The organism is Streptomyces olivaceus, assembly GCF_000721235.1.
Classification (GTDB): domain Bacteria; phylum Actinomycetota; class Actinomycetes; order Streptomycetales; family Streptomycetaceae; genus Streptomyces; species Streptomyces olivaceus.
The window spans coordinates 313292-327800 of the sequence record NZ_JOFH01000002.1 but is presented as its reverse complement, the minus strand read 5'-3'; the positions used below and the strand labels follow the sequence as shown (position 1 = coordinate 327800).

Here is a 14509-nt window from a genome sequence, read left to right as displayed (position 1 = left end):
GTCCGCCGGCCCCGCGGGCGGGGCCGGCCGTTCGTTCGGGCCGCGAGACCCGGGGGCCTGTCCGGCGGATCAGGCCGCGGGAGCGCCGCGGCGTCTCGTCGATGCGGATGAGCCGGGGCCAGTGCGTCCGGGCGCACGGCGGAGAGGCCGTCGGCGCGGCGCCTCGCCGAACGCCGACGACCTCCGGGCCGGGGCCCTAGAGGACCGGCAGGATCGCCGGCATCAGGTCCTGGAAGGTGCGTCCGTTGGCCGGGGTACCGATGGCGGTCATCGACCAGCCCTGGCCGACCCGGTGCACCTTGGCCATGATCTGGGCCGTGAAGGCGCCGCCGCCGGCCAGTGTGTAGCGGGCGAGCTCCTGGCCGTTGGTCTCGTCGACCAGACGGCAGAACGCGTTCTGCACTTCCTGGAAGGTCTGGCCGGTGAAGGAGTTCACCGTGAAGACGATCTGGTCGATGTGGACCGGGACCCGCTGCAGGTCGACGAGGATCGCCTCGTCGTCGCCGCCCTGGCCGACGCCGCCGACGAGGTTGTCCCCGGTGTGCCGCACCGAGCCGTCGTCGCTCACCAGGTGGCGGAAGAAGACGACGTCGACCGGCTGCTTGTCCGCGAAGAGGACCGCGGAGGCGTCCAGGTCGATCTCCCGGGTGCGTGAACCGAACAGGCCGCGCCGGGGAGCCGCCTGCCAGCCGAGACCCATGCGCACCGACGTCAGGCTGCCGCCGTCGTTCTTCTGCAGACTGATGGCCTGACCCTTGGTCATGTTGACGGTCACGCGCTGATCCCCTCTCGAACTGTCCCCTGTTGCCGCGGTCCCCGCGGTTGCCCCGAACCCTACGCAGGGGCACTGGCAGTGCCCCACCCCGGTCCGCGCTTTGTGTCGGTCTTGCAACACAGCGCGGGCCCGGGTCGGCCGTCAGGCCAGGCCCGCCTCCTTCATCTGGCGCAGTTCCTTCTTCATCTCGGAGACTTCGTCGCGCAGTCGCGCCGCGATCTCGAACTGGAGGTCGGCGGCGGCCGCCCGCATGCGGGTGGTCAGGTCCTCGATCTGCCCCGCGAGCTCCGCCGCGGGACGGTCGGTCGGCACCGTCTCCTCGGCACGGCCCCCGCCCTTCCGCCTGGCCCTGGCCGGCTCCCCGTCGGCCGTCGCCCGGCCGCCGAGGGCGGGGACGGGGGCCTTGGCGCCCTTGCCGTCCTTCGCCTGGCGGTAGCCCGAGCCGAGCAGCTGCTCGGTGTCGATGTCCTCGCGGGCGATCTGCGCGACGATGTCGTTGATCTTCTTGCGCAGCGGCTGCGGGTCGACGCCGTTGGCCTGGTTGAACGCGACCTGCTTCTCTCGGCGGCGGTTGGTCTCGTCGATCGCCTTCTCCATCGCCGGCGTGATCTTGTCGGCGTACATGTGGACCTGTCCGGAGACGTTGCGCGCGGCGCGGCCGATGGTCTGGATCAGGGAGGTGCCGGAGCGCAGGAAGCCTTCCTTGTCGGCGTCGAGGATCGCCACCAGGGAGACCTCGGGGAGGTCGAGGCCCTCACGCAGCAGGTTGATGCCGACCAGGACGTCGTACTCACCGGCGCGCAGCTCTCTCAGCAGTTCGACGCGGCGCAGCGTGTCGACGTCGCTGTGCAGGTAGCGGACCTGGATGCCGAGTTCCAGGAAGTAGTCGGTGAGGTCCTCGGCCATCTTCTTGGTGAGGGTGGTGACCAGGACGCGCTCGTCCTTCTCGGTCCGCGTGCGGATCTCGTGCACCAGGTCGTCGATCTGGCCCTCGGTGGGCTTGACGACGACCTCCGGGTCGACGAGGCCGGTGGGGCGGATGATCTGCTCGACGGCGCCGTCGGAACGGGAGAGCTCGTAGGCGCCCGGGGTCGCCGACAGGTACACGGTCTGTCCGATGCGCTCCTGGAACTCCTCCCACTTCAGCGGGCGGTTGTCGAGCGCGGAGGGCAGCCGGAAACCGTGGTCGACCAGGGTGCGCTTGCGGGAGGCGTCGCCCTCGTACATCGCGCCGATCTGCGGCACGGTGACGTGCGACTCGTCGATGACCAGCAGGAAGTCGTCCGGGAAGTAGTCGAGCAGGGTGTTCGGCGGGGAGCCGGGCAAGCGGCCGTCGAAGTGCATCGAGTAGTTCTCCACACCGGAGCAGGAGCCGATCTGGCGGAGCATCTCGATGTCGTACGTCGTGCGCATCCGCAGCCGCTGGGCCTCCAGGAGCTTGCCCTGCTTCTCCAGCTCGGTCAGGCGCTCGGCAAGCTCCTTCTCGATGTCGTTGACCGCGCGCTCCAGGCGCTCGGGGCCCGCGACGTAGTGGGAGGCCGGGAAGACGTACAGCTGCTCGTCGTCGCTGATGATCTCGCCGGTGACCGGGTGGAGGGTGGAGAGGGCCTCGATCTCGTCGCCGAACATCTCGATGCGGACGGCGAGCTCCTCGTAGACCGGGAAGATCTCGATGGTGTCGCCGCGCACGCGGAAGGTGCCGCGGCTGAAGGCCATGTCGTTGCGCGTGTACTGGATGTCGACGAAGCGGCGCAGCAGCTCGTCCCGGTCGTGCTCCTCGCCGACCCGCAGCGGGACCATGCGGTCCACGTACTCCTGCGGGGTGCCCAGTCCGTAGATGCAGGAGACGGAGGCGACCACGACGACGTCGCGGCGGGTGAGCAGCGAGTTGGTCGCGGAGTGGCGCAGGCGCTCCACCTCCTCGTTGATCGAGGAGTCCTTCTCGATGTAGGTGTCCGACTGGGGGACGTAGGCCTCGGGCTGGTAGTAGTCGTAGTACGAGACGAAGTACTCGACGGCGTTGTTGGGCAGCAGCTCGCGGAACTCGTTGGCCAGCTGGGCGGCCAGCGTCTTGTTCGGCGCCATGACCAGGGTGGGCCGCTGGAGCTTCTCGATCATCCACGCGGTGGTGGCGGACTTGCCGGTGCCCGTGGCGCCGAGCAGCACGACGTCCTTCTCGCCTGCTTCGACGCGCCGGGCCAGCTCGGCGATGGCCGTCGGCTGATCGCCGTTCGGCTGGTAGGGGCTGACGACCTCGAAGGGCGCCACCGTGCGTTCGATCTGGGTAACGGGCCGCATGGGTTCCACCGTACGACCCCGCACTGACAACCGGCCCGGATCAGCGGTTCTGCGGGGTGCGGGGGCGCCGGTGCGCGAGGGGCCGGCGCGGGTGGTGGCCCGGCTGGTGGGCCGGGTGCCGGATCCGGCGCGGGGCCTGGGTGTGCGCGGGGATGCCGGGCTTGCGCTCGGCGAGGACCGGGGTGGGTCTGCCCACGACCATCAGCGGGTCGAAGAGGACGACGACGGCCGCGGCGAGGAGGAAGGCGAGGGGACCGATCAGCATGGGGGCGAGCAGTTCGGCGGGCTGCCCTCCGACGGCGGGGTCGGTCGTGCCGTGGACGTGCACCTCGACGGCGGCCATGCCCGTGTAGTGCATGCCCGTGACGGCCAGCCCCATCACCAGGGCCGCTCCCACGCTCCACAGGAAGCCCCGGACCTGCCCGGCGGCCCACAGGGCGGCGGTGGCGGCCGCCATGGCTATGACGACGGACAGGGCGACGGTGAGCGTGTTGTACTCCAGCTGCCCGTCCAGGTGCATCCCGGCCATTCCCAGGTAGTGCATCGAGGCGATGCCGAGACCGGTGACGGTTCCGCCGGTGAACAGGGCCGTTCCGCTCGCACCCCGGTAGCCGACGATGAAGATCCCGACTCCCACCATGCCGACGGCGACGGCCAGGCTGGCGAAGGTCATCAGCCAGTCGTAGCGGATCGGCGTGTTCTCGATCGTGAACCCCATCATGGCGACGAAGTGCATGGTCCAGATGCCGGAGCCGATCGCCGCCGAGCCGAGGGCGAGCCATCCGGGGCGCCAGGAACGGGTGACCAGCATGGCCCGGGTGGTGCAGCGCAGACCGAGGGCTCCGCTGAGGCAGGCCATGAGGTAGGCCACCAGCGGGGTGACGACTCCGTAGCTGAATCCGTCGACCGTGTCTTGCATGTGCGGCTGCCCTTCCGCCTGCCTTCGCCCCGGTTGCGTCCCGGAACCTCCTGATGTGCGCCCCTCCCCGGGGGCCGCGCGAACGACCGGGGCCGACGCAGAGAGTATGGGCTGCCACCGGAATGGTCGAACGATTCTTCGGCAAAGAATCACGGTCCCGCCCCAGTTGTGCCGCCCCGGTGAGCGTAGTTGAGCAACTCCATTCAGGCTGTGGCCATTCTGCACCCCCCTTCCGTTGACTCTCCGGTGTCACAGTGGTGCTGTCCGTGATCGCTCGATGCGAGGAGTACGCATGCACGTGCGCGCAGTTGCCGTCGCGACCACCGCTCTTCTGGGGGTGGCCCTGACGGCTCCCCTCTCGCACGCCCGGACCGACGAGGCGGGCGGCGACGGGCCGACGGTCGTCGCTCACAGGGGTGCCTCCGGGTATGCGCCGGAGAACACGCTGGCCGCCGTCGACAAGGCGGCCGAGCTGGGCATCCGCTGGGTGGAGAACGACGTCCAGCGCACCCGGGACGGCGAGCTCGTCGTCCTCCACGACGAGAGCCTGCAGCGTACGACCGACGTGGAGGAGGTCTTCCCCGACCGGTCGCCCTGGAAGGTGAAGGACTTCACGGCCGAGGAGATCGCGCGGCTGGACGCGGGAAGCTGGTTCGGGCCCGAGTACGCGGGCGCGCGCGTGCCGACGCTGGAGCAGTACGTGCACCGCCTCGAGCGCAACCACCAGAAGCTGCTGCTGGAGCTGAAGAGCCCCGCCCTGTACCCGGGCATCGAGCAGCAGACCCTCAAGGTCCTCGCCAACGAGGGCTGGCTCGACCGGCGGCACGTGGCGGGCCACCTGGTGGTGCAGAGCTTCGACGCGGACAGCATCCGCACGGTCCACCAGCTCAAGCCGGCCGTGAAGACCGGCTTCCTCGGGACTCCGGCGGTGTCGGAGCTGCCGGCGTACGCGGAGTTCGCCGACCAGATCAACCCGTCGCACGACTCCCTCTCCGCGAGCTACGTGTCCTCGGTGCACGCGTTCAAGGGGCCGCACGGCCGGCCGCTTGAGGTACAGACCTGGACGGTGAACGACGCGGACACCGCGCGGCGGGTCGCCGACTACGACGTCGACGGCATCATCACCAACAAGCCCGACGTGGTGCGCGACGCGGTCGGGTAGAGGTTGTCCGGCGCACGCCCGGGGCAGTGACGGTCTGGGCCGTCACCGCCCCGGGCGTTGTCAGTGGTGGGCCGTACCGTTGGCGCATGGACAGTCATGGGCGGGACCACGGGCGGGGCGGGGAGCGGGTCGTGTGGAGCGTCGTCGGCACCGGCATCGGTCCGCTGCTGCTGGCCGCCACTCGGGACGGCCTGGTCAACGTCGTGTTCCATGCCACCGGCGCGGCTCGCGACCAGGCGCTGGACCGGCTCGCGGCCCGGCTGGGCACGGCCCCTGTCGAGGCGCCCGGCTCCCCGCTGCTGGCCGAGGCCGTACGCCAGGTGGAGGACTACTTCGCGGGCCGCAGGCGCGACTTCGAGCTGCCGTTGGACTGGTCCCTGATATCGGGCTTCAACCGGCAGGTGCTGCGCGAGCTGGCCTCGGGCGTCCCCCACGGCTCCGTCGTCGGATACGGCGAGCTGGCCGACCGGGTGGGCCGGCCGGGTGCCGCCCAGGCGGTGGGCATGGCCATGGGGGCCAATCCGCTGCCGGTCGTCGTGCCCTGTCACCGGGTCGTCGAGAGCGACGGCGGCATCGGCGGTTTCGGCGGCGGCGTGAACACCAAGCGGCAGCTCCTCGCCTTGGAGGGCGTGCTGCCCGAGCCGCTGTTCTGAGGGGCGGACGGCACCGGCGGGGAGGGGCTGCTAGTCGTAGTGCCGGGCCTCGATGATGTTGCCGTCCGGGTCGGCGAAGTAGAAGCTTCGGCGGGCCGGGCCGCGGGCGCCGTAGGAGTCGTGCGAGAGCTCCGAGACCGGGACGGACCCCTCCTCCAGGCGGGTGCGCAGCGCTTCTCGAAGTCGGGCCGGGACAGGGACAGGCAGACGTGGTTGACGGGGTGCCCGGCACTGGCGTCGGCGCCCGGGAGCACCCGCATGCGTTCCGCCATGGAGTGGGGTGCGAGGTCGAGGATGGTCTCTTCGTTCAGGCGTACCGACGGGAAGCTCACCGTCCCCGCGGCGTACTCGGTGACCCGCAGGGGCCGCAGGCCCAGGTTCTCCTCGTAGAAGCCGGCCGCCGCGACCGGGTCGCGCACCCACAGGACGACGTGGTCGAGGCGTGTCGTGTTGTCCGTCATGGTTCCCAGGCTCGTGGTCCGGTCCGGGGAGCCGCAAGAGCCCGGTCGCGCACCGCCCGGGGTTTGGCCCGGTGCCCCGCCCGCCAGGGATGAGGGAGACCGGAGCAGAGGGAGAGCAGTCGGACAGGAGGCGGGCGCGTGGTGCTGGTGGTGTCGGAAGAGGTGCGGGCGGCGGTCGCGGCGCGGCGTCCGGTGGTGGCCCTGGAGTCCACGATCATCGCGCACGGCCTGCCGCGCCCGCGCAACCTGCTGGTGGCGCGGGAGCTGGAGGACCTGGTGCGGCAGGAGGGCGCCGTACCGGCGACGATCGCCGTGCTGGACGGGCGGCCGCACGTCGGCCTGGACGAGCGGCAGCTGGAGCGGATCGCGAACGAGGACGGCATCCGCAAGCTGGGCCACCGCGACCTGCCGCTCGCGGTGGCGGCCGGCGCGAGCGGGGCGACCACCGTGTCGGCGACCGCCCTGCTGGCGGCCGGGGCGGGCGTACGGGTCTTCGCGACCGGCGGGCTCGGCGGCGTGCACCGGGAGTGGACGGTGACGCAGGACGAGTCGGCCGATCTGGGCCTGCTGGCCCGCACCCGGATCACCGTGGTCTGCGCGGGCGTGAAGTCCATCCTGGACGTGCCGGCGACCCTGCAGCGGATGGAGACGCTGGGCGTCGCGGTGGCCGGTTACGGGACGGACCGCTTCCCCGGCTTCTACCTGTCCGACTCCGGCCACCCGGTGGACTGGACGCTGGACGGCCCGGAGCAGGTGGCGGCCGTCATGCGGGCCCAGGACGCGCTGGACGGACCGCGGTCCGCGTTCGTCGTCGCCAACCCCGTGCCCGAGGAGGAGCAGCTCGATCCCGGCCTCCACGCGCGCGTGCTCGCCGACGCGCTGCGGGCATGCGAGGCGGAGGGGGTCTCGGGGCAGGCGGTCACCCCGTTCCTCCTCGACCACCTGGTCCGCCACACCGACGGCGCCTCGCTGAGCGCCAACCTCGCGGCGGTGCGGGGAAACGTCCGGCTGGCGGCCCGCGTCGCCGCGGCCTGGTCCGGCGCGTGACCACCGGACCGGGCGGCGCCCTGCTCGTGGTCGGGGACGTCGTCACGGACGTCGTCGCCCGGCACCGGGGGCCGCTGGCCGCCGGCACGGACACGGCGGCCTCGATCCGGCGGCTGCCCGGCGGCGCGGGTGCCAACGTCGCCTGCTGGGCGGCGTACGAAGGGTGCGGGGACGTGCGTCTGCTGGGCCGGGTCGGCGCCGACGCGGCCGACTGGCACGGGCGGGAGCTGACGGACCGCGGCGTGCGGGCGCTGCTGGCCGTGGACCCGGCGGCGCCGACGGGGACGGTGATCTGCCTGGTCGACACGGGTGACTCGGCCGAGCGGACGTTCCTGACGGACAGCGGGGCGTCGTTGCGGCTGGGGCCGGACGACTGGTCGGACGCGCTGCTCGACGGTGTGGCCCGGCTGCACCTGTCGGGCTACCTCCTGTTCTCGGAGCCGGGCCGTGCCCTGGTGTCGGTCGCCCTGGCCTCGGCCGGCGCGCGCGGGGTGCCGGTCAGCCTGGACCCCGCCTCGGCCGGGTTCCTCGCCGTGCTGGGCGTCGACCGGTTCCTGGCACTCGTCGACGAGGTGGACGTCCTGCTGCCCAGCCGTGCCGAGGCGTACCTGCTCACCGGGCTGCCCGACCCGGCGGACGCGGCGGCGAAGCTGAGCCGGCACGTGCCGGTGGTGGTCGCCAAGCAGGGGGCGGAGGGGGCCCTGGTCGCCCGGTCCGGCGCGGTGAGCGCGCGGGTCCCCGCCGTCAGGGCGTCGCCCCTGGACAGCACCGGGGCGGGTGACGCCTTCACCGGTGCGTTCCTCGCCGCGCTGCTCAGAGGGGCGGAGTTGGAGGAGGCGGCCACCGCCGGGTGCGGGGCGGGTGCGAAGGCGGTCGGACGGGTGGGCGGCAGACCTCCAACGGGGGCCGACCGAGGGTAGGCGACAGGCCGGAGACCGACCGGAGGGCGGCCGGAGGACGCGGTGGCTGTGGCGGTGGCGGTGAGGGTGACGTCGGAGTGGAGGGGCGCGGTCGTAGAGGCAGAAGTCGCGGGACGGCGGGCTGCGCCGTGTGCGGCGACGTATGCCGTGCGCTCTACGCCTTGCGCCCCCACGCCGAGATCATCGGAGCCGTCGCCAGGTCCATGCCGCCGGACGCGACGTTGGCGAGGTGGCGGTCGATGTCGTCGTGGGTCGCCACCCCGGCGCCGACCAGCTGGTCGCGGATCTGGCGAACCGTCGCGGACTCCAGAGCGGCGCACGCGGACGAGGCGACCGGGAAGTAGGCGTCGGCCTCGACGCGGCGCAGCCCGGCCTCCCTGAGCAGTCGCGGCAGCCGGCGGCCGTAGGAGAGGTCGGCGCCGCGGCGGGAGAGCAGTTGCCGGAAGCCGTGCCGGAGCCGGTTCGCCAGCTGCTCCTCCGGTCCGTGCTCGTCGGGGCAGAGCAGCGGCTGCAGCGCGGGATCCGCGTCCTCGACCAGGAGGCGGCCGCCGGGGCGCAGTGACCCGATCATCGATCGCAGCGCCTTCTCCCGGTCCGGGACGTGGACGAGTACGAGCCTGGCGTGCACCAGGTCGAAGCCCTCGCCCGGCGGTTCCTCCGCGCCCACGTCGTGCACGCGCACCTCGACCGGCGGGCGGCCGACCGGAGCGACCCGCGACGTGTCGATGTCCGTCGCCAGCACCCTGCCGGTCGGCCCCACCTTCTTGGCCAGCCACGACACCACCGAGGTACCCCCGGCGCCGACCTCCCAGCAGCGCCAGCCGGGGCCGACACCGAGGCGCTCCAGGTGCCGGAACGTCGTGGGGTCGAAGAGCGTGGCGAAGGCGTCGAAGCGCTCCGCCGCCTCGGACTGGCGGTTGTCGAGGAGGTATCCGTCGGTTCGCGTCATGCTGCGATCATCCCAGTTGTCCGGCTTGCCGGGAGGGGGCGACGCTCCGGCCGACGGCCCGGCGCGTCAGCCGCTCCAGGCGGGATGCCTGGGGTCGTCGGCCCGCACCAGGACGTCGGCGGCGTCGGACGGCCCGGCCTCCTCGTCGTAGCGTTCGAAGGCGGGCAGGGTCCAGTGCTCGGTCTCGGGGGTGCGGCGGCGCAGGGCCCCGGGGGTGAGGACGAGGTGGACGCTCAGGTCGAGGGGGAACCAGTGGCGCAGCAGGAAGGGGCCGTGGAGCAGCAGCACGCCGCCGGGAGGGAGCGGGACGTAGGGGCTGCGGGTGGCGCGGTCGGTGACCGGGTCCCACAGGTCGGGCAGGATCCGCCCGTTCCCGCCGGGGCCGAGGGGGTCGAAGACCTCGCGCCACAGGGCGCCGGTGTCGAACCAGCCGTTGTAGTAGGACTCGACGTCCTGGTGCCCGTACTCCAGGCGCAGCGAGGCGGGGCGGAGGAAACCGCCGGTCCCGACCACGAGGGAGGGACGGCCGCGGACCCGCAGCGCCTCGGCGACCCGCTCGGCGAGGTCGCCGGGACGTGCGGCGGGGGCACCGTCGAGGGCGACGCGTGTCCAGGCGCTGCCGTCGGCGGGTTCCAGGTCGAGCAGGCGCTCGGCGAGCCGGTCACCGAGCCGGTCCCAAGTGATCGCTTCCAGTCGCACCCGCCCATGATGCGTCAGGCACACGCCGGCCCGCCCGGACACCCGCCTGCACATTGGCGCCGCCCGGCCATGGCCACCGCCACCGTACGGCGGTTGACTTGAGCCCCCTCAAGGGCAAGGGACGACGAATCAACCGGTCAGGGATCACGAATCAGGGATAACGGATCACGGATTCGCAGATCCACAGGATCAGGAATGGGACGCGACACGACATGATCGAAGGACCGTACTTCGTACTGACGGTGCTGGGCGTGCTCGGCACCGGTCTGGTGGCCGGTGTCTTCTGTGCCTTCTCGGCCTTCGTCATGCAGGGCCTCGCCGCACTGCCGCCGGCCCAGGGCGTCGCCGCGATGAACTCCATCAACACCGCGGCGGTACGGCCGGCCTTCATGGTCCTGTTCCTCGGGACGGCGGTGCTGGCGGCGGTGATCGCCGTGGTGACGTTCGTGCTCTGGCCCGAGGAAGCCGCGGTGGAACTGCTGCTGGGCAGCGCGCTGTATCTGGTCGGGGCGTTCGGCGTGACCGCGGCAGCCAACGTCCCGCGCAACAACGCCCTGCTCGGTCTGGAGCCGGGGTCGGCCGAGGCGGCCGGGCGGTGGCCGGCGTACGTACGCGAATGGACGGCCTGGAACCACGTGCGCGCGGGTGCCTCGGCCGCCGCGGCGGTGGCGTACGTGCTGGCTCTCGCCTGAACGCCCCGCCCGGCGGGCTGCGCCGGTCCCGGACGCACGTCACCCCGGTCCGGGCGGCGGGGCCGCCGTGCGGGCCGGGGTGATCGGATCAGCTCGGTGCCAACAGCTTCAGTGTCAACGGTTTCGGTGCGAACAGCTTAGGAATCAACAAGCAACACGGGCGTGCTCAGGACAGCAGGAAGTCCGCCTCTCCCGCCTTGGCTCCCTGGATGAAGGCTGTCATCTCGGCCGAGGTGTAGATCAGGGCCGGCCCGTCCGGGTCGGTGGACTGCCGGACGGCGACCCGGCCGTCGGCGAGCTTCATCGCCTCCAGGCAGTTGCCTCCGTTGCCGCCGCTCCACGGCTTGTGCCAGCCCTCGCTGCCCAGCTCCCGGGCGGGCATGCCGTTGTAGATCCGCTCGCCGCGGGTCAGTGGCGAGCGCTGGGGCTTGATGCGGTTCATTCACAGCTCCTTGCGGAAATCCCGGAGGATCTCCTTCGTGCGATGTGCCGTGGCGGCCTGCGCCGCCATGCGGTCCATGACCTCGAGGTGGGTCGCCACCTCGGCGCGCGCGTCGAGGTAGACGGCGCCGGTCAGGTACTCGCTGTAGACCATGTCCGGGAGTTCCGGCATGGCGAATCGGAACAGCACGAAGGGCCCGTACGTACCGGGGTGCGGGCCGCCGGAGAACGGCGCGACCTGCAGCGTCACGTTGGGCAGCTTCGTGGCTTCGAGCAGCCGGTCGATCTGGGCACGCATCACCTCCGGGCCCCCGACGGGGCGGCGCAGCGCGGTTTCGTCCATCACGACCCACAGCCGGGGTGCGTCTGTGCGGGTGAGCAGTTCCTGGCGTTGCATGCGCAGGTCGACGTGGCGCTCGATGTCGTCGGGCCGGGTCTGCCCGATGGCGCCCGAGCGGAGCACACCACGCGCGTAGTCCTCGGTCTGCAGCACGCCGGGGACGAAGTGGGGCTCGTAGGAGCGGATCAGGGCGGCCGCGCCCTCCAGGCTCACGTACAGCGAGAACCAGCCGGGAAGGATGTCGTGGAAGCGCTGCCACCAGCCGGGTTTGTTGGCGTCCTCGGCCAGTTGGACGAACGCCTCGGCCTCCTCGTCGCTGACGCCGTAGGCCTTCAGCAGGAGCTGGAGGTACGGGATCTTGAGGGTGACCTCGGCCATCTCCATGCGGCGGACCGTGGCGGGGGCGACGCGCAGGATGCGGGCGGCCTCCTCCCGCTTGAGACCGGCGCGTTCCCGGAGGTCCAGCAGGCGTCGGCCGAGTACGACCTGGCCGACCGTCGGCGCGGACCGCGGCTCGCTCACCGCCCACCTCCTGATAAGAGTCCGAAGAGTCCCTGGCGCTGCGTCCCTGTGCTCGTCCGCGGACAGCCCGGCATGCCCGAACACGGACCGGCCTTGCCTGTCCCTGCACGCGGACCGCTCCGCCTGTCCACGCACACGGACCGCCCTGGCTGTCCCTGCACACGGACAGCCCGGCGCGTCCTTGTGCGGACAGTCCGGCGTGTCCGGGTGCGGACAGCCCGGCGGCGCCATTCGAAGAACCGCTCGAAAGCCTGTGCAGGCACTCGACCATCCGAAGTGGCGCCGCTCGACGTGCTGTTGCGAGCAGTGTGCCACGCCCATCCAGAACGTCACACCGCACTCTGCATTTTTCAGAGTGACACTTGCCAAGTGTGCACGGCGGGGCGATAGTGGCAAGCGTGATTCCGTCCGCGCCCTTAGGAACAGACGCCGCCGCGGGCTCCCTGGGCCTCGGTGCCGCCATGGGAGCCGGCCCCTCGGGGCCGCCCTCCGCCGAGCGCCGGTTTCGATTCGAGCTGGCCGCTCATCCGGGTTCTCCCGCGCAGGCCAGACGCCTGACCCGAGCACGGCTGAACGGGTGGGCGGTGTGCGAGGACACCTGCGACACAGCGGCCCTGGTCGTCTCCGAGCTGGTGACCAACGCGATCGTGCACACCGCGAGCCGCCACATAGTGTGCGAGCTGCACGACGGCGCGGACCAGGTCCGCATAGCCGTGCGCGACGAGGGCTGCGCCCCGGGCCAGCCCCACCCCTCGGACGATCAGCAGCCCGAGGACGAGCACGGCAGAGGACTGCTCCTCGTCGACGCCCTGTGCGACGCGTGGGGGGCCCACGACCAGGGCCCCGGACTGCTGGTCTGGGCCGAGCTGCCGCGTCGCGCCGACGCGGCGCACGAGCAGCCGGAACCCCGCGCCGACCTGGGCTGGGGCGCCCGCCCGAAGCCCGGCCCCGCCGACGGCACGGGCGACGAGGACACGGCGGAGTCACACCGCCGAGTGAGCCGGCAGACACGCCGCGGAACGGGGACCGAATGGCTATGAGGGCTTCGTCCGGCATCCGAACGCTCGGTCTGGACACGATGGTCCGCCTCCAGCGCGGACGACGGGCCCCCGGCACGCCCCTGCGGCTGCCCGTGCCGGACGGCATGACGGCCCCGCTGGGCTGCGACGCGGTGGCGGTGCCCGCCCGCCTGGGCCCCCTGGTGCTGCCCCGGCTGCCACGCGTGGGGTGCGTCTACGCCGACGAGGCGCACTGGTGGTGGATCGTTCCGTCCGACTCCGACTACGCCCTGGAGTGGCCCGCGCCCGCGCGGTACGCCGCCGGTGCGGTCCTGCCCGACGCGCCCGGCCTGCCCCGCCTCATCCACCGGCCGGACGGCACGGTGCCCTACACGCCGCCCATTCCGCTCTACCTGGCCCTGTGCCGCCTGACGGACACGACGCCGACCTGGTCGCGGCCGGTGAGCGCGTAGCCACGCTCAGGCCACCGCGCCGCCCGCGGTCTCACCGCCGCGGACGACGACCAGGAACATGTCCGAGGCCAGGTCCATGACCACCTCGGCGGGCAGGCCCTCCAGACGCCGCGCCTGTGCGAACTCCTCCGCCGGCCAGGATCCCCGCGGTCCGCCGGCGGGAAAGCGTTCGAGCACCGTTCGCCCGTTCACTCCGCACCTCCATGTAGCGCTGTACTCGTAGAGTCAAACGCCAACCATGGAGCGAACGCCTCGCGTGGTGATGATACTGAGACCTTGTTGACACCTGTTCACCGCAAAGCGTGAGCCGCAGCTCACCCGTCCGGGCGTCCCCGCTCCGTCTCAGTACTCGTACTCGTCGTGGTACCGGACCCCGGCACTCCCCGCGGGCGCGCCGAGCGCCGTCGCGCGCCCCTCGGGCCTCTCCCACGCCTCCTGCCGACCGAGCGCGGTCAGGTCGAGCAGGCTGGTGGTCGAGCCGAGCCCGTCGAGACCGCGCTCGTACGTCGAGTAGGTGTGGAAGACCCGGTCGTGGTCCCGCAGGAAGCAGCTGAGCCCCGGCCGCTCGACCAGCTCTCCGTCGTGCTCCAGGGTCACCTCGAAGTCGGTGTTGAAGTCGCTGACGTACGACGAGTACCAGGGCACGGTCCAGCCCATCCGCGCCTTGAACGGCAGGATCCTCGGATACGGCGCCCGGGAGACCGCCGCGAACGACGTGCCGCGGGCCCTGAGGTGCGCGAGGTGTCCGATCTGGTCCAGGAAGGCCGAGCAGCTGCGGCAGCCGGCCTCCCACTCGGGCGCGAACATGAAGTGGTAGACGACGAGCTGATCGCGGTTCTCGAAGAGGTCGAGGAGCGTCGCCTTGCCGTCGCCGCCCTCGAACACGTACTCCTTGCCGATCTCCACCATGGGCAGTCCGCGCCGTTCGGCGTTGAGGGCGTCACGGGCGCGGGTGGCCGCCTTCTCCTCGGCCAGTAAGGCCTCGCGCGCCGCGCGCCAGTCCGCGCGGGTGACGATTTCGGGCAGCGACATGGCTCCAGCCTCCTGTGCGACGTACTCCGGTCCGAGAGCGCGACGGTCCGCGGCGGTGCGGGCCGTCGGAGTGGTGACCGAAGAGCGGGGCGGAACTCATCGCTGCCCGGCAGAATTCTTCGCAGGAG

Annotated in this window: 16 protein-coding genes and 1 pseudogene; 7 read left to right on the top strand and 10 right to left on the bottom strand. The window is 72.0% G+C overall.

The window, feature by feature from the left end:
- Positions 1 to 196 precede the first annotated feature (196 nt).
- The 3 genes from IG94_RS0104390 to IG94_RS0104380 form a co-directional block, all read right to left on the bottom strand.
- Positions 197 to 775, bottom strand: coding sequence for a TerD family protein (locus IG94_RS0104390; RefSeq protein WP_031031256.1), 579 nt, complete (start codon positions 773 to 775; stop codon positions 197 to 199).
- Positions 776 to 916: 141 nt separating this feature from the next.
- Complete coding sequence (gene uvrB, locus IG94_RS0104385; RefSeq protein WP_031031254.1) at positions 917 to 3073, bottom strand: excinuclease ABC subunit UvrB; 2157 nt, start codon at positions 3071 to 3073, stop codon at positions 917 to 919.
- A 40-nt stretch (positions 3074 to 3113) separates the two neighbouring features.
- Positions 3114 to 3992, bottom strand: coding sequence for an MHYT domain-containing protein (locus IG94_RS0104380; protein ID WP_031031252.1), 879 nt, complete (start codon positions 3990 to 3992; stop codon positions 3114 to 3116).
- Between the two features lie 292 nt (positions 3993 to 4284).
- Here IG94_RS0104380 and IG94_RS0104375 point away from each other — a divergent pair, with 292 nt between their 5' ends.
- The gene (locus IG94_RS0104375) at positions 4285 to 5154 is read left to right on the top strand and encodes a glycerophosphodiester phosphodiesterase (RefSeq protein ID WP_031031248.1); all 870 of its coding nucleotides are present in this window, start codon (positions 4285 to 4287) and stop codon (positions 5152 to 5154) included.
- Between the two features lie 86 nt (positions 5155 to 5240).
- Positions 5241 to 5807: a methylated-DNA--[protein]-cysteine S-methyltransferase gene (locus IG94_RS0104370; protein ID WP_031031245.1), complete on the top strand. Its 567-nt coding sequence runs from the start codon at positions 5241 to 5243 to the stop codon at positions 5805 to 5807.
- Between the two features lie 30 nt (positions 5808 to 5837).
- On the opposite strand, the pseudogene IG94_RS43305 reads toward IG94_RS0104370, so the two are convergent.
- A pseudogene (locus tag IG94_RS43305) lies at positions 5838 to 6268 on the bottom strand (VOC family protein).
- A 138-nt stretch (positions 6269 to 6406) separates the two neighbouring features.
- On the opposite strand from IG94_RS43305, the gene IG94_RS0104360 reads away from it, so the two are divergent.
- Both IG94_RS0104360 and IG94_RS0104355 read left to right on the top strand, forming a co-directional pair.
- Entirely contained in the window at positions 6407 to 7315 is a 909-nt protein-coding gene (locus IG94_RS0104360; protein ID WP_031031237.1) for a pseudouridine-5'-phosphate glycosidase, read from the top strand.
- The gene (locus IG94_RS0104355) at positions 7312 to 8235 is read left to right on the top strand and encodes a carbohydrate kinase family protein (RefSeq protein WP_031031235.1); all 924 of its coding nucleotides are present in this window, start codon (positions 7312 to 7314) and stop codon (positions 8233 to 8235) included. Before IG94_RS0104360 ends, IG94_RS0104355 begins: the two co-directional genes overlap by 4 nt.
- Positions 8236 to 8389: 154 nt before the next feature.
- On the opposite strand, the gene IG94_RS0104350 is transcribed toward IG94_RS0104355, so the two are convergent.
- Entirely contained in the window at positions 8390 to 9184 is a 795-nt protein-coding gene (locus tag IG94_RS0104350; RefSeq protein WP_031031233.1) for a methyltransferase domain-containing protein, read from the bottom strand.
- 66 nt (positions 9185 to 9250) lie between these two features.
- Positions 9251 to 9883 (bottom strand): nucleoside/nucleotide kinase family protein, encoded by a 633-nt coding sequence (locus tag IG94_RS0104345; protein WP_031031231.1) that lies wholly within the window; start codon positions 9881 to 9883, stop codon positions 9251 to 9253.
- A 212-nt stretch (positions 9884 to 10095) separates the two neighbouring features.
- On the opposite strand from IG94_RS0104345, the gene IG94_RS0104340 reads away from it, so the two are divergent.
- Entirely contained in the window at positions 10096 to 10575 is a 480-nt protein-coding gene (locus IG94_RS0104340; RefSeq protein ID WP_031031230.1) for an anthrone oxygenase family protein, read from the top strand.
- Between the two features lie 166 nt (positions 10576 to 10741).
- Here the strand turns inward: IG94_RS0104340 and IG94_RS0104335 are convergent, their stop codons facing one another.
- On the bottom strand, positions 10742 to 11017 hold the full coding sequence (locus IG94_RS0104335; RefSeq protein WP_031031229.1) for a DUF397 domain-containing protein: 276 nt from the start codon (positions 11015 to 11017) through the stop codon (positions 10742 to 10744).
- Positions 11018 to 11878, bottom strand: coding sequence for a helix-turn-helix domain-containing protein (locus IG94_RS0104330; RefSeq protein WP_031031227.1), 861 nt, complete (start codon positions 11876 to 11878; stop codon positions 11018 to 11020).
- A 389-nt stretch (positions 11879 to 12267) separates the two neighbouring features.
- Here IG94_RS0104330 and IG94_RS0104325 point away from each other — a divergent pair, with 389 nt between their 5' ends.
- Both IG94_RS0104325 and IG94_RS0104320 read left to right on the top strand, forming a co-directional pair.
- Positions 12268 to 12918, top strand: a complete 651-nt coding sequence (locus IG94_RS0104325) for an ATP-binding protein (RefSeq protein WP_031031225.1) — start codon at positions 12268 to 12270, stop codon at positions 12916 to 12918.
- Positions 12915 to 13349, top strand: a complete 435-nt coding sequence (locus tag IG94_RS0104320) for a hypothetical protein (protein ID WP_031031221.1) — start codon at positions 12915 to 12917, stop codon at positions 13347 to 13349. Before IG94_RS0104325 ends, IG94_RS0104320 begins: the two co-directional genes overlap by 4 nt.
- 6 nt (positions 13350 to 13355) lie before the next feature.
- On the opposite strand, the gene IG94_RS0104315 is transcribed toward IG94_RS0104320, so the two are convergent.
- Both IG94_RS0104315 and IG94_RS0104310 read right to left on the bottom strand, forming a co-directional pair.
- Positions 13356 to 13541 carry a hypothetical protein gene (locus IG94_RS0104315; protein WP_031031220.1) on the bottom strand — a complete coding sequence of 62 codons (186 nt, stop codon included), beginning with the start codon at positions 13539 to 13541 and terminating at the stop codon, positions 13356 to 13358.
- A gap of 150 nt (positions 13542 to 13691) precedes the next feature.
- A complete protein-coding gene (locus tag IG94_RS0104310; RefSeq protein ID WP_031031216.1) occupies positions 13692 to 14381 on the bottom strand; it encodes a DUF899 domain-containing protein in 690 nt (229 codons plus the stop codon).
- Positions 14382 to 14509 lie beyond the last annotated feature (128 nt).

What these genes read in the sequence shown, in the direction of transcription:
- uvrB (WP_031031254.1), bottom strand. Translation starts at nt 3,073, where the DNA reads ATGCGGCCCGTTACCCAGATCGAACGCACGGTGGCGCCCTTCGAGGTC.
- IG94_RS0104380 (WP_031031252.1), bottom strand. Translation starts at nt 3,992, where the DNA reads ATGCAAGACACGGTCGACGGATTCAGCTACGGAGTCGTCACCCCGCTG.
- IG94_RS0104375 (WP_031031248.1), top strand. Translation starts at nt 4,285, where the DNA reads ATGCACGTGCGCGCAGTTGCCGTCGCGACCACCGCTCTTCTGGGGGTG.
- IG94_RS0104370 (WP_031031245.1), top strand. Translation starts at nt 5,241, where the DNA reads ATGGACAGTCATGGGCGGGACCACGGGCGGGGCGGGGAGCGGGTCGTG.
- IG94_RS0104350 (WP_031031233.1), bottom strand. Translation starts at nt 9,184, where the DNA reads ATGACGCGAACCGACGGATACCTCCTCGACAACCGCCAGTCCGAGGCG.
- IG94_RS0104340 (WP_031031230.1), top strand. Translation starts at nt 10,096, where the DNA reads ATGATCGAAGGACCGTACTTCGTACTGACGGTGCTGGGCGTGCTCGGC.
- IG94_RS0104335 (WP_031031229.1), bottom strand. Translation starts at nt 11,017, where the DNA reads ATGAACCGCATCAAGCCCCAGCGCTCGCCACTGACCCGCGGCGAGCGG.
- IG94_RS0104320 (WP_031031221.1), top strand. Translation starts at nt 12,915, where the DNA reads ATGAGGGCTTCGTCCGGCATCCGAACGCTCGGTCTGGACACGATGGTC.
- IG94_RS0104310 (WP_031031216.1), bottom strand. Translation starts at nt 14,381, where the DNA reads ATGTCGCTGCCCGAAATCGTCACCCGCGCGGACTGGCGCGCGGCGCGC.